The sequence below is a fragment of the Sphingobium sp. FG58 genome, assembly GCF_057809055.1.
Window position 1 is genome coordinate 157423 of the sequence record NZ_JBMDJF010000007.1, and the last position, 24316, is coordinate 181738.

Annotated in this window: 23 protein-coding genes and 1 tRNA gene; 14 read left to right on the plus strand and 10 right to left on the minus strand. The window is 64.5% G+C overall.

What is annotated here, in order from left to right; translation table 11 throughout:
* Nucleotides 1–8: 8 nt before the first annotated feature.
* Nucleotides 9–596: a response regulator transcription factor gene (locus tag ACODR8_RS11090; RefSeq protein WP_294136649.1), complete on the minus strand. Its 588-nt coding sequence runs from the start codon at nt 594–596 to the stop codon at nt 9–11.
* Between the two features lie 121 nt (nt 597–717).
* Here ACODR8_RS11090 and folE point away from each other — a divergent pair, with 121 nt between their 5' ends.
* Complete coding sequence (folE, locus tag ACODR8_RS11095; protein ID WP_119750327.1) at nt 718–1335, plus strand: GTP cyclohydrolase I FolE; 618 nt, start codon at nt 718–720, stop codon at nt 1333–1335.
* 30 nt (nt 1336–1365) lie between these two features.
* Nucleotides 1366–2331, plus strand: coding sequence for an NAD(P)/FAD-dependent oxidoreductase (locus tag ACODR8_RS11100; RefSeq protein ID WP_489007281.1), 966 nt, complete (start codon nt 1366–1368; stop codon nt 2329–2331).
* Between the two features lie 4 nt (nt 2332–2335).
* Here ACODR8_RS11100 and ACODR8_RS11105 read toward each other — a convergent pair whose 3' ends face one another.
* Entirely contained in the window at nt 2336–2929 is a 594-nt protein-coding gene (locus tag ACODR8_RS11105) for a nitroreductase family protein (protein WP_489007282.1), read from the minus strand.
* A 66-nt stretch (nt 2930–2995) separates the two neighbouring features.
* Nucleotides 2996–3166, minus strand: coding sequence for a hypothetical protein (locus ACODR8_RS11110; RefSeq protein WP_489007283.1), 171 nt, complete (start codon nt 3164–3166; stop codon nt 2996–2998).
* A gap of 268 nt (nt 3167–3434) precedes the next feature.
* On the opposite strand from ACODR8_RS11110, the gene ACODR8_RS11115 reads away from it, so the two are divergent.
* Complete coding sequence (locus ACODR8_RS11115) at nt 3435–4136, plus strand: response regulator (protein ID WP_489007284.1); 702 nt, start codon at nt 3435–3437, stop codon at nt 4134–4136.
* 114 nt (nt 4137–4250) lie between these two features.
* Here ACODR8_RS11115 and ACODR8_RS11120 read toward each other — a convergent pair whose 3' ends face one another.
* The 3 genes from ACODR8_RS11120 to ACODR8_RS11130 all read right to left on the minus strand — a co-directional run bounded on the left by ACODR8_RS11120 (nt 4251) and on the right by ACODR8_RS11130 (nt 5504).
* Nucleotides 4251–4511: a hypothetical protein gene (locus ACODR8_RS11120; protein WP_489007285.1), complete on the minus strand. Its 261-nt coding sequence runs from the start codon at nt 4509–4511 to the stop codon at nt 4251–4253.
* Between the two features lie 191 nt (nt 4512–4702).
* Complete coding sequence (locus ACODR8_RS11125; protein ID WP_489007286.1) at nt 4703–5356, minus strand: glutathione S-transferase; 654 nt, start codon at nt 5354–5356, stop codon at nt 4703–4705.
* A 58-nt stretch (nt 5357–5414) separates the two neighbouring features.
* Nucleotides 5415–5504 (minus strand) — tRNA-Ser (locus ACODR8_RS11130).
* Between the two features lie 148 nt (nt 5505–5652).
* Here ACODR8_RS11130 and hspQ point away from each other — a divergent pair.
* The 4 genes from hspQ (at nt 5653) to ACODR8_RS11150 (ending at nt 9059) form a co-directional block, all read left to right on the plus strand.
* Complete coding sequence (gene hspQ / locus ACODR8_RS11135; protein WP_489007287.1) at nt 5653–6024, plus strand: heat shock protein HspQ; 372 nt, start codon at nt 5653–5655, stop codon at nt 6022–6024.
* Nucleotides 5981–6730 (plus strand): GDSL-type esterase/lipase family protein, encoded by a 750-nt coding sequence (locus ACODR8_RS11140; protein ID WP_489007288.1) that lies wholly within the window; start codon nt 5981–5983, stop codon nt 6728–6730. The genes hspQ and ACODR8_RS11140 overlap by 44 nt, the downstream gene beginning before the upstream one ends.
* Nucleotides 6731–6824: 94 nt before the next feature.
* A complete protein-coding gene (locus ACODR8_RS11145) occupies nt 6825–8786 on the plus strand; it encodes an OPT family oligopeptide transporter (RefSeq protein WP_489007345.1) in 1962 nt (653 codons plus the stop codon).
* A 90-nt stretch (nt 8787–8876) separates the two neighbouring features.
* Nucleotides 8877–9059 carry a DUF3606 domain-containing protein gene (locus ACODR8_RS11150; protein ID WP_489007289.1) on the plus strand — a complete coding sequence of 61 codons (183 nt, stop codon included), beginning with the start codon at nt 8877–8879 and terminating at the stop codon, nt 9057–9059.
* Between the two features lie 63 nt (nt 9060–9122).
* Here ACODR8_RS11150 and ACODR8_RS11155 read toward each other — a convergent pair whose 3' ends face one another.
* Complete coding sequence (locus tag ACODR8_RS11155; RefSeq protein WP_489007290.1) at nt 9123–11444, minus strand: TonB-dependent receptor plug domain-containing protein; 2322 nt, start codon at nt 11442–11444, stop codon at nt 9123–9125.
* A 120-nt stretch (nt 11445–11564) separates the two neighbouring features.
* On the opposite strand from ACODR8_RS11155, the gene ACODR8_RS11160 reads away from it, so the two are divergent.
* Nucleotides 11565–12623: a phytase gene (locus ACODR8_RS11160; RefSeq protein ID WP_489007346.1), complete on the plus strand. Its 1059-nt coding sequence runs from the start codon at nt 11565–11567 to the stop codon at nt 12621–12623.
* An 83-nt stretch (nt 12624–12706) separates the two neighbouring features.
* Nucleotides 12707–14023: an acetyl-CoA hydrolase/transferase family protein gene (locus tag ACODR8_RS11165; RefSeq protein ID WP_489007291.1), complete on the plus strand. Its 1317-nt coding sequence runs from the start codon at nt 12707–12709 to the stop codon at nt 14021–14023.
* Nucleotides 14024–14062: 39 nt separating this feature from the next.
* Here ACODR8_RS11165 and ACODR8_RS11170 read toward each other — a convergent pair whose 3' ends face one another.
* Together ACODR8_RS11170 and queF are read right to left on the minus strand one after the other, a co-directional pair.
* Nucleotides 14063–16714, minus strand: a complete 2652-nt coding sequence (locus ACODR8_RS11170) for a M1 family metallopeptidase (RefSeq protein WP_489007292.1) — start codon at nt 16712–16714, stop codon at nt 14063–14065.
* A gap of 292 nt (nt 16715–17006) precedes the next feature.
* Complete coding sequence (gene queF / locus ACODR8_RS11175) at nt 17007–17468, minus strand: preQ(1) synthase (RefSeq protein WP_489007293.1); 462 nt, start codon at nt 17466–17468, stop codon at nt 17007–17009.
* A gap of 89 nt (nt 17469–17557) precedes the next feature.
* Here queF and ACODR8_RS11180 point away from each other — a divergent pair, with 89 nt between their 5' ends.
* The 5 genes from ACODR8_RS11180 (at nt 17558) to ACODR8_RS11200 (ending at nt 22829) form a co-directional block, all read left to right on the plus strand.
* Nucleotides 17558–18772 (plus strand): hypothetical protein, encoded by a 1215-nt coding sequence (locus ACODR8_RS11180; protein WP_489007294.1) that lies wholly within the window; start codon nt 17558–17560, stop codon nt 18770–18772.
* 153 nt (nt 18773–18925) lie between these two features.
* Nucleotides 18926–19771 carry a sulfurtransferase gene (locus ACODR8_RS11185; protein ID WP_489007295.1) on the plus strand — a complete coding sequence of 282 codons (846 nt, stop codon included), beginning with the start codon at nt 18926–18928 and terminating at the stop codon, nt 19769–19771.
* Nucleotides 19768–20988, plus strand: a complete 1221-nt coding sequence (gene metC / locus ACODR8_RS11190; RefSeq protein ID WP_489007296.1) for a cystathionine beta-lyase — start codon at nt 19768–19770, stop codon at nt 20986–20988. Before ACODR8_RS11185 ends, metC begins: the two co-directional genes overlap by 4 nt.
* Nucleotides 20989–20991: 3 nt before the next feature.
* A complete protein-coding gene (locus ACODR8_RS11195; protein ID WP_489007297.1) occupies nt 20992–22272 on the plus strand; it encodes a mechanosensitive ion channel family protein in 1281 nt (426 codons plus the stop codon).
* Nucleotides 22273–22316: 44 nt separating this feature from the next.
* Nucleotides 22317–22829: a sterol desaturase family protein gene (locus tag ACODR8_RS11200; protein WP_489007347.1), complete on the plus strand. Its 513-nt coding sequence runs from the start codon at nt 22317–22319 to the stop codon at nt 22827–22829.
* A 19-nt stretch (nt 22830–22848) separates the two neighbouring features.
* Here ACODR8_RS11200 and ACODR8_RS11205 read toward each other — a convergent pair whose 3' ends face one another.
* On the minus strand, nt 22849–24303 hold the full coding sequence (locus ACODR8_RS11205) for a DNA recombination protein RmuC (protein ID WP_489007298.1): 1455 nt from the start codon (nt 24301–24303) through the stop codon (nt 22849–22851).
* Nucleotides 24304–24316: the final 13 nt, after the last annotated feature.

The window sequence follows — 24316 nt, forward strand, 5'->3', positions numbered from 1 at the left end:
GCAGCTTCCTAATAGCCAGCCTCGATCGCCAGCCTGATCCCCTCCGCCCCGGTCCGCACCCCAAGCGCCTTCAGCATCGCGGCGCGGTGCATCTTCACGGTGCGTTCGGTCAGGCCCAGATCCCAGGCGATCTGCTTGTTGAGCTTGCCCGCCGCCATCGCGATCAGCACGTCGCGCTGGCGCGACGTCAGCGCGGCGATCCGTTCGCGCGCGCCCGACGATCGCTCCGCCCCGGCAACGTCCGGGGTTTCCACCGCCATTTGCGACCCCAAAAAATAATCCAGTTCGCCATCGACGCCAAAGATCGGCGCGACCATCACAGCGTTGCGGAACGGCGTGCCGTCCTTGCGATAGTTCAATATTTCCACCAGCACCGGCCGCCGTTCGCGCACGCCGGTGCGGATCGTCTCGGTCAGCCAGGGTTCGGTATCCGGCCCGGACAGGAAGCGGCAATTGCGGCCGACGATTTCATCGCGGGTATAGCCGGTCAGCGCGATGAACGCTTCGTTGCATTCGACAATCGGATTGTCGGGCAGGCGCGGGTTGCTGATCACGGCGGCGATCGCGCTGTTGGCGATCATTTCGGACAAGGACATGGTCACTCACAGACTGGCGGGCGATCGGCGGATGCGATGCCCCTTTGGGCATGTTGCCCCAAATGCCCTGCCTGCCGCAAGCAGGCTGCATCAGGCCCCTGATGAACGAAAGGGAAAGGCCATGAATTTCATCCCCGGCGATCTTGGTGATTATGCCTTCGACGATGAAGGACGCCCGCTCGTGCCGCAGGCCGTGCAGGATGCGGTGCGCACGCTTATTCGCTGGGCCGGGGACGACCCGGAACGCGAAGGCTTGCGCGATACGCCGGCACGGGTCGGCCGGGCATGGCGCGACTATTGCACCGGTTATGAGGAAGATCCCGGTCGCCATCTGTCCCGCACGTTTCAGGAAGTGGGCGGTTATGACGAGATCGTGCTGCTGAAGGACATTCCGTTTCAGTCGCATTGCGAACATCATATGGCGCCGATCACCGGCAAGGCGTCGATCGCCTATCTGCCGCGCGACCGTGTGGTGGGCATATCCAAGCTTGCCCGCGTGCTGCACGGCTTTGCCCGGCGGTTGCAGGTGCAGGAACGGCTGACGGCGGAAGTCGCGCAGAGCATTCAGGACCATCTTCAGCCCCATGGCGTTGCCGTGGTGATAGAGGCGCAGCATGGCTGCATGACCGGCCGGGGCGTGCGCACCCCCGGCGTCGCCATGGTCACCAGCCGCCTGCTCGGCTGTTTTCTCGACGATCGTGCCAGCCGCCGCGAACTGCTTGCCCTGATGGGCTATTGACGGTGGGTTATTGAAACGGGGCATGACAGGGTGACGCTAGCGATCATAGGCGCGGGCATGGCAGGGCTGGCCTGCGCGGACCGGCTGGCGGAGGACGGCGTTGCCGTGCGCCTGTTCGACAAGGGGCGCGGACCGGGCGGGCGCATGTCGACCCGCCGGGTGGAAACCTCCGCTGGCACCGCGAGCTTCGACCATGGCGCGCAATATTTCACCGTGCGCGATCCTTTGTTCCGTGATCAGGTCGATGCCTGGGCTGCGGTCGGGGTCGTCGTCCCTTGGCCCGAAGCCGGTGCCGACGCCTGGATCGGCAACCCGGCCATGAATGCGCCGATCCGCCATATGGCGGCAGCCCATCGGGTCGATTTCCAGCATCATGTCCATGGCCTGCAACGCGACTCGGCGGGCTGGTGGGTGCGGCTGGACACGGGCATGGAAGGGCCATTTGACGCCGTGATCGTCGCGCTGCCGTCCGAACAGGCCGCATCCATATTGGGCTTGCACGATCTGGCGATGGCGCGGGTGGCGATGACGGCGCGCTCGCAACCCTGCTGGACCGCAATGATCGCCTTTGCCGAGCCGGTCGATCTGTCGGTCGATCATGTCAGCGGCGGCGGCATCCTGTCCTGGGCGGCGCGCAACAGCGCAAAGCCGGGCCGCGATGGGCCGGAAGCCTGGGTCGTGCAGGCCAATGGTGCCTGGTCGGCGGCGCATCTGGAAGAAAGTCCGCACGTCATCGGTCCGCTGCTGCTCGATGCGCTGGCGCAAATGACCGGCGGCGCAGGATTACCGCCTGTGGCGCATCTGACCGCGCATCGGTGGCGCTTTGCCATGACGCGCGGCACCGACAATGGCGCGCTCTGGAACGACCATATCCGGCTGGGCGCGTGCGGCGACTGGCTGCTGGGGCCGCGCGTTGAACTGGCCTGGCTGTCCGGCCGGATGCTCGGCGCGCAGGTGGCGCAGGATATGTCGCTACCGCTCGCCGAGTCCGGCTGAAGCTCTAATCCACGAAATTACCCGGTCGGGCGAACGCTGCGATTTCCTTGCGATCGCTCGGCACTTCGCGCGCCTGCAAGGCTTCGGGTAGCACCGACTTGTCGCCAATCCGCCCGATCGCCACTGCCGCCTCGATACGGAAACGATCCGGCACGGCCAGTTCGGTGCGGGCGGCGTCGAAATCCACGCCGCTCATCGCATGGGTATGATAGCCCAGCCGGGTTGCCTGCAACGCCAGCAAGGCCCAGGCAGCGCCTGCATCGAAGCTGTGGCTGTGCGACGGCTTGAAATCGTCCGATCCCGGCGCGGCAGTCAGCGTGTCGGACAGGACATAGACCAGCGCGCCTGCATGTTGCACCCAGCTCTGGTTGAACGGCACCAGCACGCCGAGAAACCGGCTCCAGTCCGCGCTGTCGCGATGGGCATAGAGAAAACGCCAGGGCTGATAATTGAACGCCGACGGCGCCCAGCGGGCCGCATCGAACAGCGTGTCGAGGTCCACCTGCGGAATTGGCGAACTGTCAAAAGCGCGTGGCGACCAGCGTTCCAGAAACAGCGGATCGACCGCGCGGGTCACGGTGCGGGGGTTGGTGGCCATGAAGGCTCCTTGCATGAACGTGAAAGACCGGCGCAATATAGGGTGGATATTGCGGTTGCGAAGGGGTCAGCGCATCGCTTCACACGGCTGGCCGGACAGATCGCCCGGATCGCGCGCCCGCATGAAGGCGTCGGCGTCCCGTTCCAGCAGGACCACCGTGGGTTCGCGCAACAGCGCCTGCGCCAGTCGCGCCCGCAACCGGGCAAAGCGCCCATCCTGTCCCTGCCGTTCGATCATGCATCCTCCGCGCCGACTCATGCAGCTTATCTATCGATCCTATAGACAAACGTCGCTCAAGCAATGCTGGGGAGCAGGACAGAAATGCTTTTGCGCGGAGTTGCGCCGCGGCCATCCCATTGTCGAGGCGTTCCCCCAAGCCATGGGCATGAGCGTTGCAGCACGCACAATGACAGATCCGGCCTTGACCGATCCGGTCGCTGCCTGCTTCACCTGACACTGCCCCAGTCGCTCATCCTGTCCGATCCCCCGTTGACGGAAACCATCCATGACCCTGCGCCACTGCCTGCTCATCATCGACGACGAACCGCAGATCCGCCGCCTGGTCCAGGCCGCGCTGACCCGCGCGGATTATGACACGGTGGAAGCCGCGACTGCGCGGGAGGGAATGGAGGCATTGCGCAGGGTGCGTCCTGCGATAACCCTGCTCGATCTGGGCCTGCCCGATCGTGACGGGCTGGAACTGGTGCCGCTAATCAAGAAGGAGACGGACACCACGCTGATCATCCTGTCGGCGCGCGACGCCACGGACGAGAAGGTCGCGGCGCTCGATCTGGGTGCGGACGATTATCTGACCAAGCCGTTCGACACCGACGAACTGCTGGCGCGGGTGCGGGTGGCGTTGCGCAACCGGCTGGCCCGCGCGGGCGGCGCGGCGCAGTTGCAGGTCGGCAATATCGGCATCGACCTGCTGGCCCACATCGTGACGCGCGACGGACAGGAAATCCATCTGACGCCCAAGGAATATGGCGTTCTGGCCCAGCTTGCCCGCTTTCCCGGCCGGGTGATCACCCACAAGCAGATCATGGACCAGGTCTGGCCCAATGAATATGCCCATCATGTCGAATATCTGCGCGTCCTGGTCCGCAGCCTACGCCAGAAGCTGGAGGCAGACCCGCAACGACCGCAGATCATCTGCAACGAACCGGGGATCGGCTATCGCCTGAAAATGACGGATATTGGGGCATGACCGGTGTCTAAGGCGATGATCGCCGGAATCGGGTCAGGCCGGTCTGGCAGGACCGGCCACCCGTCTCCATTACGGGCTGGCCCCGCTCCCCAGGAGCGGGTGCCTGCGATAGCATCAGCGCTGGGCCAGCTGGACGCTCGACTTGCGGCTGATGGTCAGGCCATTGCGCGCCCATTCGGCCTTCGACTGGCACTGGGTCACGGGGATCAGCGAACCGGTCACGGTTTCGCGGAAGCAATAGCGGTCGGTCTTGGCGTCATAGGTCACCTTGGCCTTGCCAAAGCTGCCCTGCGCCGCGGCAAAAGCCGGGGTGCTGGCGGCCGAAACGGCGAGGGTGGCGGCGACAACGGCGGCGGCGAAAGCGATGGTCTTCATGATATATGTCCTTCCCTGAACAATGATTGGCGATCCGTTTTGGATCATGCCAACAGCATTGCAGGAGGCGTGCCAGTTTGAAAAAATCCCGGAAAAACAAGATTTTTCAAGGCGCTTTGTTAAAATACGCTGAATATTTTACCAGAAGTTAGGATTTTATCCGAATTATCTGAAAATATTTCGCATAAAAGTCAGAAATCGCCGGGAGCGTCCTTTGCGGGCGCAAAAACCACCGACGCGTCGCCCTCGCGCCAGGGCGCGATGCGCACCATGGCGGCGGCGAACAGCGGGCTTTGCAAATGTCCGTCGAGCCAGCGGCGCAGATGGGGCAGCGGTTGCGCTGTAAACCAGGCCGGGTCGATCGCTGCGAACTGGCGGACGAAGGGGACAATCGCCATGTCGGCCAACCCCCGCGTCGCGCCGCATAGCTGATCGCTCCCGCCCAATCGCCGGTCGAGCCTATGCAACCAGTCAAGCGCCGCGGCGCGATGGACCGCCGGATCGCTGCCATGGCGGTCGGGATATTTGGTGCGGTCCAGATGCGCCTTGAACGGACCGTCATTGGCCGCGACCAGCCCGACATCGTCGCGCATCAGCCACCCCTCCGGGTCGGACCGGCTCAGCGCCCAGCGCATGATGTCCAGACTCTGGTCGATCACCTGCCCGTCGGGCAACACCAGAACCGGCACCGTCGCCTTCAGGGACGCCTGCCGCAGTGCATCCTGCTTGTCGCGCAACACGACTTCGCGCAGCACCACCGCCTGCCCGCTCACCAGCAAAGCCAGCCGCGCGCGGATCGCATAGGGGCAGCGGCGGAAGCTGTAGAGGATGGGAAGCGACGACATGAGGACCATCATCCCTATCGTGCAAAATCCCTGTTCCAGCAATGGTTTCAAGGGAAACTGGCGGAGAGGCAGGGATTCGAACCCTGGGTACCGTCACCGGCACGCCGCATTTCGAGTGCGGTGCATTCGACCACTCTGCCACCTCTCCGCAGAAGGCCGGGACATACGGCTTTTCACACAGGAAAAGCCCGTCCCAACCGGGTCGAGCGCGGCCATTAGCGAATGATTCCCGCCTTGCCAAGCAGCCTTGTCGGTATTTTTCTTGTGTGACGGGCGAACACTCCTAAATTGGCCCTATGAAAGACACGATTCAGATTTTCGGCTCTGGCGTCACCGCCCCGCCGATTGTCCATGCCCGCTTCAGCATTGGCGACGTCGTCAAGCACCGCCTGTTCGGCTTTCGCGGCGTCGTGTTCGATATTGATCCGGTGTTCGCCAATAGCGAGGAATGGTATGACGCCATCCCCGAACATGCGCGGCCGGACAAGGAACAGCCCTTCTACCATCTGCTCGCCGAAAATGGCGAATCCAGCTATGTCGCCTATGTCAGCCAGCAGAATCTGGTGACCGACGACAGCGACGAGCCGGTCGATCATCCCGCCATTACCGGCATGTTCGGTGCCTATGCGGACGGCAAATATCGCCTGCGCCCGCTCCATCGCCACTAGGGCGATCGCAGCCTTGCTGCTGGCGCTCGCGCTCCCCGGCGCGGGCGGTGCGCAGGCGCAGGACCGACCGCCCAATGCCGACCCGGCCTTCCCTTTCGCGCGGGAGATTGAGGCCTTTGCCAAAGCCAATGCCGCCAGCCCGCCGGTGGATGGCGCGACCCTGTTCCTGGGCAGTAGCAGCATCCGCCTGTGGGACATAGCGGCCAGCTTTGCCGACATTCCCACCGTCAATCGCGGCTTTGGCGGGGCAAGCACGCCCGATGTGCTGCGCCATTATCGCCGCCTGCTGCCGCCGATCCAGCCGCGCACGATCGTCGTCTATGTCGGCGAAAATGATCTGGCCGCAGGCGCGAGTCCCGACAAGGTCGCCGACGACATATTGACCCTGCTCAAACGGCTGCGCACCGATTATCCGCGTGCGCCGATCGCTTTCCTGTCCTTGAAGCCCAGCCCGATCCGCTGGACGCTGTGGCCCAAAATGGCGGCGGTCAACCAGGCGATTGCCGAGCGTGCCGGGGCGGATCGCTTCACCTATCTCGACGTCGGCAGCGTGCTGCTGGCGCGCGACGGCCTGCCAGACGCATCGCTCTTTCGCCCCGACGGGCTGCACATGAACCCACGGGGCTATCAGCGCTGGACACATCTGATCGACCATTGGCTCGATCGCGTCGCGCCTGGTGCGGGCGCGACAAGAAAGGCGTCATAAACCGCTCGATCGCACTTTCCGATTGATCCAAAACCAAGCAACATTATTACAAGTTCCAACGACAAGCGCCAAGCCAAGGGGATTCAGGGTGACAATGGAGAAGGCACAGGCCAGCGCGATGGCCGAACTGACGCTGCGCGGGGTCATTCTCGGCGCGCTCATCACCCTGATCTTCACTGCCGCCAACGTCTATCTGGGCCTCAAGATCGGGCTGACCTTCGCCACCTCGATTCCCGCCGCGGTCATCTCCATGGCGGTGCTGCGCCTCTTCGCCACTGGCACGATCCTGGAAAACAACATCGTCCAGACCATCGCATCGGCCGCAGGCACATTGTCGGCCATCATCTTCGTGCTGCCCGGCCTTGTCATCATCGGCTGGTGGCAGGGTTTTCCCTACTGGCTTTCCGCCTGCACCATCGCGCTGGGCGGCATATTGGGGGTCATGTATTCGGTGCCGCTGCGCCGCGCGCTCGTCACCGGATCGGACCTGCCCTATCCCGAAGGCGTCGCCGCCGCCGAAGTGCTGAAAGTCGGAGCCGGATCGCGCCTCGGCGAGGAAGAGAATAAGCGCGGCCTGTCTGCCATCCTGCTGAGCGCGCTCGCCGCCGCCGCCTTCTCCATCATCGCCAAAACCAAGCTGCTGGCCGAGGAAGCCGCCACCTTCTTCAAATTCGGCGCGGGCGCGACCTCCATGTCGACCAGCTTCTCCATGGCGCTGATCGGCGTGGGTCATCTGGTCGGCCTGTCGGTCGGCGTTGCCATGTTCGTGGGCTTGCTGATCAGCTGGGTCGGCATCGTCCCCTATCTGACCACGCCCGTCCCTGCGGGCGCGGACCTGGCCGAACTGGTCGGCACCACCTTCCGCATGAAGGCGCGCTTCATCGGCGCTGGCACGATCGGCGTCGCCGCAATCTGGACCCTGCTCAAGATTCTTGGCCCCATCGTCAGCGGTATCCGCTCGGCTCTCGTCGCCAATGCCACGCGCAAGGCGGGCAATGCCGCCAGCCTCGCGCTGACCGAGCGCGATCTGCCGATCGGCATTGTCGGCGGCACCATCGTCGCGTCGATGCTGCCCATCGGCGTGCTGCTCTGGATTTTCGCGCAGGGCGGCCCCATCGCAGCCAATCCCATTCCGGTGATCGCGCTGACGCTCGCCTATGTGCTGGTCGCGGGCATCGTCATCGCCTCGGTCTGCGGCTATATGGCGGGCCTGATCGGCGCGTCGAACAGCCCGATTTCGGGCGTCGGCATCCTCGCCGTGCTGGGCGCGTCGCTCATGCTGGCGGCGATTTACGGATCGGGCGGCGACCCGGATCGCAGTCAGGCGCTTGTTGCCTATGCGCTGTTCACCACCGCCATCGTGTTCGGCATTGCCACCATTTCCAACGACAATCTCCAGGACCTCAAGACCGGCCAGCTGGTCGGGGCGACCCCGTGGAAGCAGCAGATCGCGCTGATCCTGGGCGTGCTGTTCGGCGCGCTGGTGATCCCGCCGGTGCTGGACCTGCTCAATAGCGCCTTCGGTTTTGCAGGCGCGCCGGGTGCCGGACCCAACGCCCTCCCCGCCCCGCAGGCCGCGCTCATCTCCGCGCTGGCCAAGGGCGTGCTGGGCGGCGATCTCGACTGGGGGCTGATCGGTATCGGCGCGGGGATCGGCGCGGTGGTCGTGCTGGTCGACGAACTGCTGGGCAAGGCGGGCAAGCTGCGCCTGCCACCGCTGGCGGTCGGCATGGGCATTTACCTGCCGATGGCGCTGACCCTGCTGATCCCGGTCGGTGCCGTGATCGGCCATCTCTACAACCGCTGGGCGCTGCGCCAGTCGCACCCCGAATTTGCCGAGCGGATGGGCGTGCTGATGGCCACGGGCTTCATCGTCGGCGAAAGCCTGTTCGGCGTCGCCTTCGCCGGGATCGTCGCGGCGACGGACAGCGACGCGCCGCTGGCACTGGTCGGGGAAAGCCATTGGGCGGTGCCGCTCTCCATCCTGATCTTTGCGCTGGTGATCGGCAGCCTCTACGCCAAGCTGCGCCGCTGGGCGTCCGCTCCCCTGTCCTGAAGGCCAAAACCTGTCCTAAAGGGAAGCGGACATAGGTCGCCATTTGTGCATTGCTGATGCTTTGAGAAGACTCAGCAGACGGGCGCAACGATGAACCAAGACCAAAGCCAGGCAGGGCCGCCGGAGGCCAGCCAAGTCTGCCTGGATGATGCCGAGGCGGTCGATTACTGGACGCGCCGGTTCGACGTGTCGCGCGAGGAACTGGAGGAAGCGGTCGATACGGTGGGCGACAGCGTCGATGCCGTCGCCGCCTATCTCAACACCGCCTCCTGACGCAAAAAAGGGGGCTGCGTCCGCCGCAGCCCCCTTCCCTGTTTTGCAGAAGCAGACCGAAGATCAGAAGGCGTAGCGCGCCATGATCTGGAACACCGGTCCGGCCTTTTCGCTTTCCAGCTCATATTCGTCGAAATCGCGGTCGATCTGGTCGGCCAGATTGTCGAACTTGTTGAACGTCTCGCGCTTGGCGCCGTTCAGCAGGTTGGACCCGACCGCGCGGATCGTGAAACTCTTGCCGAACCGCTTTTCGACGAAGATCTCCAGGTCCGCGCCATAAGTGGTGGTCACTTCCTCGGCATATACGCGGCCGAAGGCCGACCCTTGCTTGCGATAGGTGGCACCAAATGCCGCGCCGTAGTTCGGGAAATCCTGGATGAAGCCGAAATTATACACATATTTCGCCTGATCGTTGAACCGGCGCTTGCCCAGATCGTCGCGCACTTCGCTGTCCAGCAAAGACGCATTGCCGAAGATGCCGGTGTTCGGCAGACCGATGAACCCGAGGTCGGTCGACAGGTCGAACTCAATGCCCCAGACCTTTCCGTCGCCGACATTCTGCGGCTGATACACGAAGCTGCCTGGACCGTCATCGCCTTCCTCGCCGGTATTGATCAGCTCGATCAGGTCCTTGACCTTGCGGTAGAAGACATTGAGCCCAACGATGCCGCGCCCCATGCGATGCTCATAGCCGAGATCAAAACCCCAGGCGGTTTCGGGGTCGAGTTGCGGATTACCCAGCAAGTCGTTGTCGCCCACTTCCCCAACCAGCACGACAGGCGTGATGTAGTTAAACTCCGGACGACGCAGGGTGCGCGCGACCGAGCCGATGATGCGGTCATGGTCGGTCAGCGACAGTTTGAATGATGCCGACGGCAGGAAGGCATCATATTTGTTGCGTCGATTTGCGAAATCCTCATCGTTGATGGAGTCGCTGACGCCCACTTTGGTATTCTCGTAGCGCAAGCCTGCTTCCCATTTCAGGCTGCCGGTGTCACCCTCGACCAATGCAAATAGGTCACGCCGCTTTTCCTTGATGCGGCTGTCGCTGGTCGGCCCCACATCCTCGAATTCATCGTGAAGATCGGTTGGATTCTGGCTGAACTGATCCCATGCAAACGAGCCTTCACCTTCTTCGCTCCCCTCGACGATGCCGAGGCGGCGGTTCTTGTCCTGATAAAGACCGCCGAAAACGAATTTCATGGTCTCGCCCAGCGGAACCTCATGCTCCAGCTTCACTGCGAATTCGGAGTCCTTGAGATCATTTTCGGTCAGCGCGCCCTCAAACTCGGGATCGTCGCCCTCATCGACATCAAAGCCAATCTCATATTCGGTCTCGCGGCGGTCCTCGATGAACTTGGCGTAGCTCACCCGCAGCGACGTCTTGCCCGCCGACCATTGGTGCGACAGCTTGCCGTCGATCGTGAAATTCTCCTGGTCGATCTTGGCGACATTGGCATTGTCGCTCAGCAGGTTGCCGGTCGGCACCGGACCGCTGATCGCGGTCGGATCGTCATATTCAAAGCTGCGCTCGGTCTCGGTCCGGTCGGTCTTCACGTAGAAGCCGTTCAGCTTGAAATTGGTGTCGCCAGCGTCAATCTCATATGTGCCGTTGAAGCTGTAATCCTTGCCATCGCGGGTATCGCTCTGATCCTCGCGATTGTCGAAATCGTCGGTGGCGTAATCGGGGTTGTTTTCCGGCGAATCGCCATAGCGCAGGCTCTTCTTCTGCTTGGGGTTGTGCCGCCCTTGCAAATTCGCGCCCAGCAACAGACGACCGGGACCAACCTGACCGCCCCAGACCAGGCCCAGGCTCGGCTCGATTTCCTTGTCGTCATAATAAAGCCCGCCCGCGCGGACATAGCCGCCATTCAGCTCATAGCCGTCTCGCAGGTTGATGTTGAGCGTGCCTGCGACCGCATCACCAGTGCGGCGCGCGGAGGAGGAGCGGACGATCTCGACGCTCGAAATCAGCTCCGCAGGAATGCGATCCAGGAAGAAGCTGCGGTCGGCGGACGATCCGGGGACGCGTTCGCCATTGATCAAAATCTGGGTATAGCCCGGCGGCAGACCGCGCAGACGCGGCGCGTCGCTTTCGATCACGTCCGACAGGAAGGTGACGGACGGGACGCGCTTGAGCGCATCACCTGCGGTCAGCGGCTCGAACCGCTGGAAATAATCGGTGCCATATTTCAGCACAGGTTCGGGCGTGTCGGTACGGTCACGATAGCCGATTCCGGCAATGACGACGATGTCGGCGGCCTGGGTGATCGGCCCGTCCGTCCGCGCAACATCATCAGCGGCGGCAGGTGCCTGCGCACCGGCGGGTGCCGACATCAGTGCAAGCGAAGCACAACCCAGCATCAGCCACTTATTCGCGACCATATAGTCCCCCTGTCATTTAACAGATACATTGACGATCGGACCATCTCTTGTATCTAGCCCGTCTGAATGGGCCGCTAGGAGGCATTGGTGACTATATCGCGAAATAAATATTACAGTTCGATGATTTCATGTTTCACTTTTATTGCATTGTCGGCCTGTACCACTGTTGAAACCGAAATACCTGTCGCTGTTCGCATCGCCAATGCCACGCCTGCCGTTTCCGTGACTGCGCGCGGCGAAACCACCCCGGTCGGCACCACCAATGCCGATGCGGCGGACGATCCGGCGATCTGGCGCAACGCGGCTGATCCCGCCGCCAGCCTGATCGTGGGGACCGACAAGAAAGCGGGCCTCTATGTCTATGGCCTCGACGGCAAGGTGCGCGACTTTCTGGATGCGGGCCGGGTCAATAATGTCGATCTGAAGGACGGGGTGAGCATCAACGGCCAGCGCGGCATCCTGGTCGCCGCCAGCGATCGCAACGCCGTGACCAGCGCGAAGGTCGCCCTGTTCCGCCTGGACCCCGCCACCGCGAAACTGACCGCGCTGGGCAAGGTCGATGGCGGCGCGGGCGAAGCCTATGGCATCTGCATGGGGTCGGACGCCGCGGGTCTCTACGCCTTCATCGTGCTGAAGGACGGCACGATCAATCAGGTCGCGCTCGATACGTCCGGGGCGACGCCCACGGGTCGCATCGTCCGCACCTTAAAGCTTGGCACCCAATCGGAAGGCTGCGCCGTCGATGACCGCACGGCGCGTCTCTATGTCGCAGAGGAAGATGTCGGCCTCTGGCGCTTCGACGCCCGCGCGACAGGCCCGACCACGCCAGTGCAGATTGCCGCAGCCGACGGCAAGAATCTGGTCATGGATGCCGAAGGCGTCGCCATCGCGCCCATGGGCGAGAAGGACGGCTATGTCCTCGTCTCCAGCCAGGGCGACAATGCCTATGTCGCCTATCGCTTGTCCGACGACGCCTATGTCGGTCGCTTCCGCGTGGTCGATGGCACGATTGGCGGATCGGAAGAAACCGACGGTATCGATCTGATGCTGGGCGATTTCGGCCCGCAATTCCCCGGCGGCCTGTTTATCGCGCAGGACGGCCACAACGCAGCCGCCGCGCAGAATTTCAAGCTGGTCGCGTGGGACGATATCGTGAAAGCGCTCAGCCTGCCGCAATGAAGGTCGCACCCGCATCCCACTAATGATGGATTGCGCTCCCCGACTCATCAGCCGACAAGGCGCGGATGAGCCGGGGAGAAGCCATGACGATCGACAACCTCTACACCGCAAAAAGAATGACGGCGGACCGGGCCGTCGCGCTGATCCCGCACGGCGCGAAGATCGTCGCCGGTCTCGCCGTCAGCTTCCCGCCTGCGCTGGCGGCATCGCTGGCCGACCGGGTCCGCGCCGGTACACTGCGCGACGCCACCCTCTATGCCATGCTTGCGCCAGCCGCGTCCGCCGCCGCCATCCTCGCCCCGGACCTTGGCGACCGCATCCGCCGGGTCAGCCTGTTTCATGGCGGTGTGGAGCGCGCCAATGACGCGCTGATCGCGGGCGGCACCGCCCCCTTCACCGAACTGCTGCCCGTCCCCTTCCACCAGATACCCCGCGCCCTGACCGAGCATATCGGCGTCGATACGCTGATCACGACCGTCTCGCCAATGGACGCCAACGGCTATTTCAGCCTCGGCACCGATACCGACTATGCGCTGGCGGTCGCGCGCAGCGGCGCGCAGCTGATCGTGGAGGTCAACCCGGCCATGCCCTATGTCCATGGCGATTGCCTGGTCCATGTGTCGGACGTGACCGCCCTGGTCGAACATCATGCGCCGCTAGCGCAAATCCCATCGCTCCCCCGCAATGCGACGGACGAAGCGATTGGCGCGATTATCGCCACGATGGTGGAGGATGGTGCCTGTCTGCAAATGGGCATCGGCGCAGTGCCCGATGCGGTGTGCGCCGCGCTGATGGGCCACCGCCGCCTCGGCATCCACACCGAACTGCTCTCGCCTGGTCTGGTCAGCCTGGTCCAGGCCGGAGTCGTCGACAACAGCGCCAAGACACTGCATCCCGGCAAGTCGGTCTTTACCTTCGCCATGGGCGACCAGCCGCTTTACGACTTTCTGCACGACAATCCCGCGCTCGAAGCGCATCCGGTCGAGCATGTGAACGCCCCCCACATCATCGCGCAGAATGACCGGATGCTGTCGGTCAACGCCACGCTTCAGATAGACCTGAGCGGTGCATGTAATTCAGAATATATGAACGGTCGCCAATATAGCGGCACCGGTGGCCAGCTCGATTTCGTGCGCGGTGCTTATGCCTCAAAGGGTGGCCGGTCGATCATCGCCTGCCATTCCACCGCCGCCAGGGGCAGCGTGTCGCGCATCGTGCCGTGGCTCGACGGCCCGGTGACGACGCCGCGCACCGACACGCACATCATCGTCACCGAATTTGGCTGGGCCGACATGAAGGGCAAAAGCCTGGCCGATCGCGCCCGCGCGCTCATCGCCATCGCCCATCCCGCCTTCCGCGATGATCTGGAACGCGCCGCCAGCGAACGGCGCCTGTTCTGAAACAAAAAGGGCGGTGGATCGCGCCACCGCCCTTCCCGCTCATTTCTTTGCGGCAAACCAGGCCGCCAGCGGTGCCTTGAGCCGCGTCCGCGTCTCGATCCGCGTCTTGATCGCAGCGATCGAGCGATCGACCACCTTGCGCGATTCGGGCGTCAGATATTGGGTCGCATAGGCGTCCAGCTTGGTCGCCATCGCCGGGTCCGCCGACCCGCCGCCCAGCCGCGCCAGCGCCTGGCTCCGCGCCGACACATCGATCAGCGCCTCATATTGCGCGCGGTGCGCCAGCACATAATCGACCGCCAGCATCGGATGCTCCGCCCCCACCTGCGCGATGATCGCCGCGCTGGTGGTCTTGCCCGGTTCGTCGGTCAGCGCCAGGTCGAGCGCCTTGGCGCCCAGCCCCTCATCCTTCGCCGCGCCCAGCAGCGCGAACAGGCTGCTCTTTTCCAGATCGCTCTTCGCGCCCTTGGCCATCACCCGCAACTTGTCCCAGGTCGCCTGATCGGCATTCTTCGCGATGATCGCCAGCCACACATTGCGCAGCGGCCCGTCGAGCGCGGCGGGGTTGCTTGCCAGCGCGGCAAAGCGCCGGTTGGCCTCCGCCACCACCGCCTTGTCGCCCATATCGCCCAGCGTGGAGATCAGCGCGGAGCGCAGCACCGGCACCTGCGCGCCCTCGCCAGCCTTGGCGTCATAGCCGATCGCGCTCAGCGCCGGGGTCAGCTTGGCCGACGTATAGGCAGCGACCCGGCCGTGCGCCGCCTTGTCGCTTTCCAGCATGGCATAGGCGCTGTCGAGATAGCCCGGCACCTCTGCCAGCACGGCGGGGCTGGCCGAAACCGGCACCGCGTCGATCAGGTCCAGCGCCAGCCCGATCGGCTGATAGCCGCCCAGCCCTAGCTGGAAATTATCCGCCAGCAATCCGGTCTGGTCGATCGACGCCAGCTTGGTAAAATCCTTCGCCAGTGCCTGCACATTGGCGGCGGGGTAGAGCGAGCGATAATAGCCCGTCTGCCCGGCGTTGACGACATAGGCACCACAACCCGGTAGCACCATCTGCCCTTTGCCCTGCAAAATCAGCCGCTGCGGCGCGCCGCCAATGGTCTGCGCCATCACCGGCACATTCCATTTGAGCGGCACCTTGCCCTTGGCATCACGGCTATATTCACCTTGGCTCAAGCTCAGCACCGTCTGCCCGCCCTGACATTGGGCGCTCTCGACCGTCACCAGCGGGATGCCCGGCTGGCTGGTAAAGTCATGGGCGATGCTCACCAGCCCCTTGGCCCCCGCGCCCTCGACCGCCTTCCACAGATCGTCGGTCACCGTGTTGCCGTAGGCGTGCGCCTTCATATAGCTGCGGATGCCGTTCTTCCACACATCCTCGCCGGCAAAGCCCTCCAGCATGGTGATGACCGCTTCACCCTTCTGATAGGTGATCGCGTCGAACGCCTGATTGACCTGATCGACGGTGGTGATCTTCTGCACCACCGCATGGGTGGTGGCGAGCGAATCGAGGCTCATCGCCGCCTCGCGCCCGTCCACGCGGGTCAGCAGCATTTCCCAGTCGGGTTGCAGCTTGTCGGTCACCTTGGTCGCCATCCAGCTGGCGAAGCCCTCGTTCAGCCACAGGTCGTCCCACCAGGCCATGGTGACCAGATCGCCAAACCATTGATGCGCCATTTCATGCGCGACGGTTTCGTAAATGCGGCGCTTCGTCGCTTCGGAGGTGAAACGCGGATCGACCAGCAAGGCGCGCTCGAAGGTGAAGATCGCGCCCCAATTTTCCATCGCGCTGAAAAACTGGCTCTGGCCCGGCCCTGCGACATTGTCCAGCTTGGGCAGCGGATAGGGGGTGCCGAAATAATCGTTGAAATAGGGCAGGATGCTCGCCGACGCATCCAGCGCCAGCGCAGCCTTCCCGCTATTGCCCTTGCCAGTGATCACGCCCACTTCGGTCGCGCCCGACATCTTCGTCGCGCGCTCCAGTTCGCCCAGGCCAAAGAAGAGCAGATAGGATGACATTTTGGGGGACGTGCCAAACGTCACCTTGGTCTTGCCACCACCCAGATCCTTGGTCGTCTTGACCGGCATGTTGCCGACCGCCAGTTCACCCGTGGGGATGATCGCGCTCAGATCGAACGTCGCCTTATAGCTTGGCTCGTCCCAGCTCGGCACGAAACGGCGCGCATCGGGTGCCTCGAACTGGGTGAACAGGGCGCGCTTCGCCTGCCCCTCATTATTGGTATAGTCGAGCGCGAACAGGCCATTCGCCTGCGTGTTGATGACGCCTGCATAGGCGATGGACAGCTTATATTGGCCCGGCACCAGAGGCTTGCCGAAGTCCAGCGTTACCGTCTGCGCATCGGCATCCACCTTGGCGCTGCCCTTGATCGCCTTGCCCTTGGCCGGGGTCAGCATGACATCGCCGAAGGTCAGGTCGGCGGCGTTCAGCACCAGAGCGGGCATCGCCGTGCTGACCGTGACGTCGATCGTCACCTTGCCGGTGAATTTCAGGTTCGTCGCATCGGGCGTCACCTCGATCGCATAATGACCCGGCACCGCGCCGCGCGGCAATTGGGTGGTGATCCCGGCGGCGGGACCAGCCAAAGGACCGGACTGCGCCAGCGCAGGCGTGGCAAGGGCGATGGGCGCGGCTGCAATCAGCAGCGGCAGGATTTTGGCAAGCGACATAGGGTTTCAGACTCCGACACGTCAGGCAGGCTTGGGTCCGATCGGACCGGCACCGTGATGAACGCGGAATAGCCCGTTTCGCTGCATCGGTCACGCAATGATATGGTATCTCAATGTCGCTGGTCGAACATTGTTGTGCGTTCGTCCAACAGGGAACGCACGCGATGCTCCCTCTCCTCGTCATCCTGACGAAAGTCAGGATCCATTCGCGCTAGCCTTGGTCCATTTGAACGAGAGTTGCGCCAATGGATCCTGAAACAAGTTCAGGATGACGAAGTGCAACATGGCAACCTCACCCCCGCCCGCGATAGCCCGGCACATCCTGCGCGGGCAGCCACAAATCCTGCGGCGGCGCGCCCGATTGCCAGAACACGTCGATGGGAATCCCCCCGCGCGGATACCAGTATCCGCCGATGCGCAGCCACACCGGCTTCATCTCGGTAAACAGCCGTTCGCCGATCCCCACGGTGCAATCTTCATGAAAGGCGGCGTGGTTGCGGAACGAGCCCAGAAACAGTTTCAGCGACTTGGATTCGACGATCGTGTCGCCGGGCGCATAGTCGATCACCAGATGGGCGAAATCGGGCTGGCCGGTCACGGGGCAGAGCGAGGTAAATTCCGGTACGGCAAAGCGCACCAGATAATTGCGGCCGGGCCGGGGGTTGGGGACATAGTCCAGCACCGCCTCTTCCGGGCGGGTGGGCAGGGCGCTGGTCTGGCCCAGATGGAGCGGGGTCAAGGCAGGGTCGGTCATGCCGCTCCCCTACGCGATTGCACGGCTGGTGTCATCGGCTTCTCATTGTTCACTTGCGGTTCAGCCGCTCTTGTGCCTTGGCTCGACCCATGGGGTATCATCGTTCGTTCCTGTTCGCCGCGCCGTTGCTGCTCGCGCTGCCCGTTCATGCCCAGCAGGCGGAGGAGGCCGCGCCGGTATTCACCCTGCCGCCCGCCACCGCGCCGCAGCCCGCCAACCCCCGCCAGCAAGGCCCGGAACTCGATGTGTTCCGCGCCCCTGCGCCAACGACAGCGCCTCCGCCAGTCGTCGCGCCGACGGTGACGCCGACGCCCGCGCCTGCCCAGCCTGCGCCACAAGTCCCAACTCAGCGCGCAGCTCCCGCGCCTGCACCCACGCCACGCGCCACCCCGGCACAGCCCGCCCCAAGCCCGGCGGCAGAAGCGCAACGCACAACACCCGGTAACGAGAGCAGCCCGGTCACGGCCCCAGCGCCAGCACCACAGCCCACACCGGAGCCTGCTCCAGCCCCTGCCGCTGCGGTGCCTGATGAAGCGCCACTCTCGCCCGCGCCGACCAACGCCACCCCCTGGCCCTGGATCATCGCGGGTGCGCTCGCGTTGCTGGCGATCGTCCCAGCCCTCTTGCTGCGCCGTCGTCGCCAGCCCGCGCAGGACGAAGCCGACGTCGAGATTGCGCCGCCCGCGCCGGTCCCCATTCCAACCCTCCCCAAACCCGCGCCAGCCCCACAGCCCGCGCCGACGCCCGAACCCGCGCCCGTCGCCGCCATCCCCGACGCGCCCGACCGCCCCTGGCTCGACATGGCGCTGGACCTGACCCAGGCGCGCTATTCGATGATGGGCATGACGGTCGGCTATACGTTGCTGCTCCACAATCGCGGCGATACCCCGGCGCAGGATGTGCTGGTGCGCGGTATCATCGGCAATGCAGGGGCGCAGCAGCAGGCCTTGCTTCAGAGCTTCTTCGCCCAGCAAAGCGGCCTGCCGCTCCATGCCGCCGTATCGATCATGCCCGGCGAAACAAGGCGGCTGACCGGCGAGTTGCGGCTGATGCCCGATCAGATCGTGCCAGTGACGATGGGCCAGCGCAGCCTGCTGATCCCGCTCGCGGCCTTCGACGCCAGCTATCGCTGGGGACCGGAGGAGGCCGAACCGCTGGGCCATGGCCGCACCGCCCGCGCCTTCATATTGGGGCAGGAACAGGAGCCGCCCGCCGAACGGCTCGCTCCCTTCCGCCTGGACCAGGGACCGCGCCAATATCGCCGCGCCGCCACCCGCGCCGCGGGTGAACTGGTCCCGTCCTGATCGATTTGCTCACCCTCAACCGTTCGGGCTGAGCTTGTCGAAGCCCCGTCCTTCCTTCAAAGAGAGACAGAACGGCCCTTCGACAGGCTCAGGGCGAACGGTGGATAATCGTTCCCGATGCCACGGAGGACATAACAGGCCAGAGGGCATCGCATGGACATTCTCGTATCGACCGACTGGCTGGCCGCTGAACTGGGCAAGCCGGACCTGTGCATTCTGGACGCCAGCCTGTTCCTGCCCGGCACCCCGCGCGACCCGCGCGCCGAATTTGAAGCCGCCCATATCCCCGGCGCGGCCTATATGGATTTGCCCAGCCTCAACGATCCCGACGATCCGACCCCCGGCATGATCCCGCCCGACGCGCTGATGACGCAGCGCGCCCAGGCGCTGGGCATCAATGCCGACAGCCGCGTCATCGTCTATGACAATAGCCCGATCCACAGCGCTGCGCGCGGCTGGTGGATGGTGCGGCTCTATGGCCTTGGCGCATCGGCCGCGATCCTCGACGGCGGCCTGCCCAAATGGGTAGCGGAGGGCCGCGCGACGCAAAGCGGCTCCGTCACCCCTACGCCCGGCAACGCCATCGCCCGCCGCGCGCCCGGTCAGGTCCGCACCAAGGCCGATTTGATCGCCAACCTCACCACCAGCCAAGCCCAAGTCCTCGACGCGCGGGGCGCGGGCCGCTTCACGGGCGAGGAAGCCGAACCACGCCCCGGCATGGCGTCGGGCCATATCCCCGGATCGCGCAACCTGCCCTCCTCCGCTCTCTTCAACCCCGACAACAGCATGAAAACCGGCGACGAATTGCGACAGCTGATGCTGGACGCCGGGATCGATCTCGACCGCCCGGTCATCACCACCTGCGGCAGCGGCGTCACCGCCGCGATCCTGCTGGCGGGTCTTGAACTGCTGGGGCAGCGCGACGTCACCCTCTATGACGGCAGCTGGTCCGAATGGGGTTTCGATCCCGCTACGCCCAAGGCGACCGGCCCGGCATGAGCGACGATGATAAGCGCAAGCCGCTGACCAGATTGGCGCAGGCGGGGCGCAAGCCCGAATGGACCGGGATGCCCGGCCAGCCCGGCGCGATCGTCAGCCCGCCGGTCTGGCGCGCCTCGACCATCCTTTACGATGACGTCGCCCATCTGCGCCGCGCGGCGGGCAGCAGCACGCATGAACGGCTCTTCTACGGGCGCAAGGGGACGCCGACCGCCTGGAGCCTGGCCGACGCGCTCACCGAAATGGAGCCGGGCGCGGCGGGGACGATGCTCTTCCCGTCGGGCGTCGCGGCGATCGCCTGCGCGCTGATGGCGGTGCTGAAGCCGGGCGACAAATTGCTGATGGTCGACAGTGCCTATGATCCGACCCGCAGTTTTTGCACGCAAATGCTCGATAATTACGGAATCGAAACGATATTTTACGATCCCTGTGACATTGTCCAGCTCAGTGTCGGGTTAGCCGATGAACGGGTCCGCGCCCTCTTCCTCGAAAGCCCCGGCAGCCTGACCTTCGAGGTGCAGGACATTCCCGCCATCACCGCCCTTGCCCGCCAGCACGGCGTCGTCACCTTGGCGGACAATACATGGGCGACTCCACTCTATTTCCCGGCCCTGTCCCACGGCGTCGACATCTCCATATTGGCCTGCACCAAATATATCGTCGGCCATAGCGACGTCATGATGGGCAGCGTCACCGCGACCGATCATTGGTTCGCCAAAATCCGCCAGACCGCCTATCTCTTCGGCCAGATGGTCAGCCCCGACGATGCCTGGCTCGCCTCGCGTGGGCTGCGCACCCTGGGCGTGCGCCTGAAACAGCATCAGGACAGCGCGCTTGCCATCGCCCATTGGCTGAAGGACCAGCCAGAGGTCGCCCGCGTCCTCCACCCCGCTTTGCCCGACTGCCCCGGCCATGCGCTGTGGCAACGCGATTTCAGCGGATCGACCGGCCTGTTCAGCTTTGTCCTGAACGGCGGGGACGACGCCGCCCGCGCCGCCCTGATCGACGGCCTGGACCATTTCGGCATCGGCTATAGCTGGGGCGGTTTTGAGAGCCTGGCCCTGCCCGTCGATCCCGCCCGCTACCGCAGCGCCACGGTCTGGCAGGCACAAGGTCCGACCGTCCGCCTCCATATCGGGCTGGAAGATCCCGCCGACCTGATCGCCGATCTCGCCGCCGGTCTCGCCCGCTTCCGCACCGTCCGCGACGGGGGTTAGAACATGATGCCCGGCATAGACTGGTTGCTGGCTCATGTGCCTGACGACAGCGGCATCATCCATCCGCTGATCGCCCTGGCGCTTGCGCTGCTGCTCCATCTCGCCGCTGCCGGTTTCGCCCGCTTCATCGCCCCGCGCCTGCATCCCCGCACCCATGTCATGGGACCGGCCTTCACCCAGCGGCTGCGGGCGATGCTGCGCTATGCACTCTCGGCCCTGCTCATCGGCATCGCCGCCGCCTTCTGGCCTCATGCCTCGGTCGGTCATCTCATCCTGGGCATCGGCCTTGGCCTCTCGGTCGCGCTGCTCGCCGCTTATGCGCTGCGGACGCTGGCGATTCCGCGCTGGGCTGCACTGCCGCTTGCGCTGCTGCTCTTCCTCAGCATCGTGTCGGGTACCAGTGGAGGCCTCGCCCCGGTCGGTGCGATGCTCGACACGGTCGGCATCAGCCTGGGCAAGCGGCGCGTGACCCTGCTTGGCCTGCTGTCGATCGCCGCGACCTGCGTTGCCCTCTTCGCTCTCGTCCGCCTCGCCAACCGGCTGATCGGCCGGTCGATCGACCATACCGATGGCTTCGATCCGACCCAGAAGCTGCTGGCGCAAAAGCTCGCGGCGATCGCCGTCATCGTCGCCGCCTTCTTCGTCGGCGTCGATCTGCTCGGCATCGACCTCACGGCGTTCGCGGTCTTTTCCGGCGCGCTGGGCCTCGCCATCGGCTTTGGCCTGCAAAAGACTTTCGGCAATCTGATCGCCGGGATCATCCTGTTGATGGACCGGTCGATCAAGCCGGGCGACGTCATCGTGGTGGGCGACAGTTTCGGCTGGGTGAACAAGATCGGCGTCCGCGCCGTCAGCGTCATCACCCGTGACGGCAAGGAACATCTGATCCCCAACGAAAACCTCATGACGCAGGAGGTGGAGAACTGGTCCTATTCCGACCGGAACGTCCGCGTTCGCATCCCCGTGGGGGTCGGCTATGATTGCGACCTGACGCTGGCACAAAGCCTGATGCGGCAAGCCGCGCTCGACTGCCAGCGGGTGCTGCGCGAACCCGAACCCAATGTCTGGCTGATCGGCTTTGGCGACAGCCGCGTAGATCATGAGATTTTGGTGTGGATCAGCGACCCGGAGGGCGGCGTCAGCAATGTGAAGTCGGACGTCCTCAACCGGCTGTGGCACCTGTTCAGGGATAATGGCATCACCATCCCCTATCCCCAGCGGGTGATCCACGCCGCGACCTCACCCGTGCCGCAGCCCGCCCCCGACCTTTCGGCCACCCCGTAGCTTTACGGGTCGCGCCCTCGCCCCTGCCCGCCTATATGGATACCATGTCGATCCTGCTGCCTGCCCTTGTCTTTCTCGCCACCGTCGCCGCGATGGAGGGCTTTGCCTATGTCATGCACCGCTGGGTGATGCACGGGCCGGGCTGGTTTCTGCACGCCAGCCATCACCGCCCGCGCAAGGGCAACTGGGAAGCAAACGACCTCTATTTCGTGATCTTCGCCCTACCCTCGATCATCCTTCTGCTGGGCGGCGTGCAATGGGGCTGGGGCAATCTGGCCACCGCCTGCGGCGCGGGGATTGCTGCCTATGGCGCGATTTATCTCGGCTTCCACGACATCATCGTCCACCAGCGGGTGAAGAACCGCTACGTCGCCCGCTCCCCCTATATGAAGCGCATCGTCCAGGCGCACCGGCTGCACCATGTCGTCGAAACCAAGGAAGACACGGTCAGCTTCGGCTTCCTCGTCGCCCCGCGCCCGGAGGATCTGAAACGCGAACTCGCCCGCCGGAACCGGGCGGGAGTGCGGGCAGCAAGTGGAGCGGCGGCGAAGCGCTGACACCACCACCCCCGTTTATTCACTCCACCGCATCCGGCAGCGCCCGCAGCGCCTCCGCCGACGCCGGATCGCGCACCAGCGCATCGACCGGTGCCAGCTCTTCCAACTCCTTGCCGCCCGTCTCGATATTGAGGTCGCGCAACTTGCGTCCGGTCACCAGCACCCGGCTTTCAAAACTGCCGACAAAGGCGTTATAGTCGCCCACCGCGCCGTGCAGCCGGTTGCCCAGTTTCTTGAGCGATCCCGCCGCCGCGGCCAGCCGCTCATACAGTTCCTTGCCCAGTTGCCCGACCTGCCGTGCCTGATCCTGCAACTTGGCCTGCCGCCAATGCCCCGCCAGCGTGCGCGCCAGCGGCAGGAAGGTCGCGGGACCGCAGATGATGACCCGGTTCTTGGCGGCCCGTTCCCACAGGTCCATGTCCGCTTCCAGCGCGGCGGTGACGAAATTATCGCCCGGCACATACATGATGACGAAATCGGGCGCCTTGTCGAACTGCTCCCAATAGGCCTTGCGCCCCAGCGCATCGGCATGGGTCCGCATCGCGCGGGCATGGTCGGCCATATGCGCGTCGCGGATCGCCGGATCGACCTGATCGACCGCATTGAGATAGGCGACCAGCGAACATTTGACGTCCACGACCATCTGCTGGTCGCCGGGCAGGCGGATGATGAAGTCGGGCCTGAGCCGGCCATCCTCAACCGTGACAGACACTTCCTCGCTGAAATCGACGAAAGGCGACAGGCCCGCCGTCTCGATCAGATTCTTGAACTGCTGCTCACCCCAGCGCCCCCGCGTCTTGGGCGCGGCGCGCAGCGCGTTGACCAGCTTGGCAGTCTCGTCGCGCACCTGCCCCTGCCCCAATTGCACCTGGTTGACCGCCTCGCGCAGTTCGGCATAGCTGCCGACCCGATCCTTCTCGACCCGCTGCAACCCTTCCTCATAGCGTTTGAGCGTGGTTTCCACCGGCGACAACAGGGTCTTGAGCTGCGCCTCGCTCTTCTCGTTCGCCTGGGCGAAACGCTGGTCCGCACGGTCGAGGAAGGTCTTTTGCGCCTCCCCCAGCAGCTTGCCGCCAATCTCGCTGAACTGGGCCGACAATTGCTCCTTGGCATCCTTGAGCGCCGCGATCTGCGCCTCAAATGCCTCCGCCCGCGCCTGCGTATCGGACTGGAGCGCCGCCAGCTCGCGCAGCGCCGCCTCCCGCTCGGCCTGCACCGCGTCGAGCCGCTGGGTCAGCGCAGCCTGCGCCACCTCCAGCCGCTGCGCTGTCGCTGCCGCCTGCGCGACCCGCTCCTTCTCCACTGCCAGCTCACTGATCGCGGCGTTACGCTGGCTGGTCGTCAGGTCCAGCCGACCCGCCAATTCCGCCTTTTCCGCCATCATGGGACCAAGCGCCTTGCCGCGCAGCAGCCAGCCGACCGCCAGTCCGATCAACAGCGCAACGATAATCAACAGGATCGGCAGGATTTCCATGAACACCCCTTCT

Bases quoted from the DNA above. Each gene is read 5' to 3' on its own strand.
- ACODR8_RS11115 (WP_489007284.1), top strand. From the start codon at position 3,435: ATGACCCTGCGCCACTGCCTGCTCATCATCGACGACGAACCGCAGATC.
- queF (WP_489007293.1), bottom strand. From the start codon at position 17,468: ATGACCGACCCTGCCTTGACCCCGCTCCATCTGGGCCAGACCAGCGCC.
- hspQ (WP_489007287.1), top strand. From the start codon at position 5,653: ATGAAAGACACGATTCAGATTTTCGGCTCTGGCGTCACCGCCCCGCCG.
- ACODR8_RS11110 (WP_489007283.1), bottom strand. From the start codon at position 3,166: ATGATCGAACGGCAGGGACAGGATGGGCGCTTTGCCCGGTTGCGGGCG.
- ACODR8_RS11165 (WP_489007291.1), top strand. From the start codon at position 12,707: ATGACGATCGACAACCTCTACACCGCAAAAAGAATGACGGCGGACCGG.
- ACODR8_RS11120 (WP_489007285.1), bottom strand. From the start codon at position 4,511: ATGAAGACCATCGCTTTCGCCGCCGCCGTTGTCGCCGCCACCCTCGCC.
- ACODR8_RS11150 (WP_489007289.1), top strand. From the start codon at position 8,877: ATGAACCAAGACCAAAGCCAGGCAGGGCCGCCGGAGGCCAGCCAAGTC.
- metC (WP_489007296.1), top strand. From the start codon at position 19,768: ATGAGCGACGATGATAAGCGCAAGCCGCTGACCAGATTGGCGCAGGCG.
- ACODR8_RS11125 (WP_489007286.1), bottom strand. From the start codon at position 5,356: ATGTCGTCGCTTCCCATCCTCTACAGCTTCCGCCGCTGCCCCTATGCG.
- ACODR8_RS11185 (WP_489007295.1), top strand. From the start codon at position 18,926: ATGGACATTCTCGTATCGACCGACTGGCTGGCCGCTGAACTGGGCAAG.
- ACODR8_RS11140 (WP_489007288.1), top strand. From the start codon at position 5,981: ATGCGGACGGCAAATATCGCCTGCGCCCGCTCCATCGCCACTAGGGCG.
- ACODR8_RS11170 (WP_489007292.1), bottom strand. From the start codon at position 16,714: ATGTCGCTTGCCAAAATCCTGCCGCTGCTGATTGCAGCCGCGCCCATC.
- ACODR8_RS11195 (WP_489007297.1), top strand. From the start codon at position 20,992: ATGATGCCCGGCATAGACTGGTTGCTGGCTCATGTGCCTGACGACAGC.
- folE (WP_119750327.1), top strand. From the start codon at position 718: ATGAATTTCATCCCCGGCGATCTTGGTGATTATGCCTTCGACGATGAA.
- ACODR8_RS11180 (WP_489007294.1), top strand. From the start codon at position 17,558: ATGGGGTATCATCGTTCGTTCCTGTTCGCCGCGCCGTTGCTGCTCGCG.
- ACODR8_RS11200 (WP_489007347.1), top strand. From the start codon at position 22,317: ATGTCGATCCTGCTGCCTGCCCTTGTCTTTCTCGCCACCGTCGCCGCG.
- ACODR8_RS11105 (WP_489007282.1), bottom strand. From the start codon at position 2,929: ATGGCCACCAACCCCCGCACCGTGACCCGCGCGGTCGATCCGCTGTTT.
- ACODR8_RS11145 (WP_489007345.1), top strand. From the start codon at position 6,825: ATGGAGAAGGCACAGGCCAGCGCGATGGCCGAACTGACGCTGCGCGGG.
- ACODR8_RS11090 (WP_294136649.1), bottom strand. From the start codon at position 596: ATGTCCTTGTCCGAAATGATCGCCAACAGCGCGATCGCCGCCGTGATC.
- ACODR8_RS11205 (WP_489007298.1), bottom strand. From the start codon at position 24,303: ATGGAAATCCTGCCGATCCTGTTGATTATCGTTGCGCTGTTGATCGGA.
- ACODR8_RS11155 (WP_489007290.1), bottom strand. From the start codon at position 11,444: ATGGTCGCGAATAAGTGGCTGATGCTGGGTTGTGCTTCGCTTGCACTG.
- ACODR8_RS11160 (WP_489007346.1), top strand. From the start codon at position 11,565: ATGATTTCATGTTTCACTTTTATTGCATTGTCGGCCTGTACCACTGTT.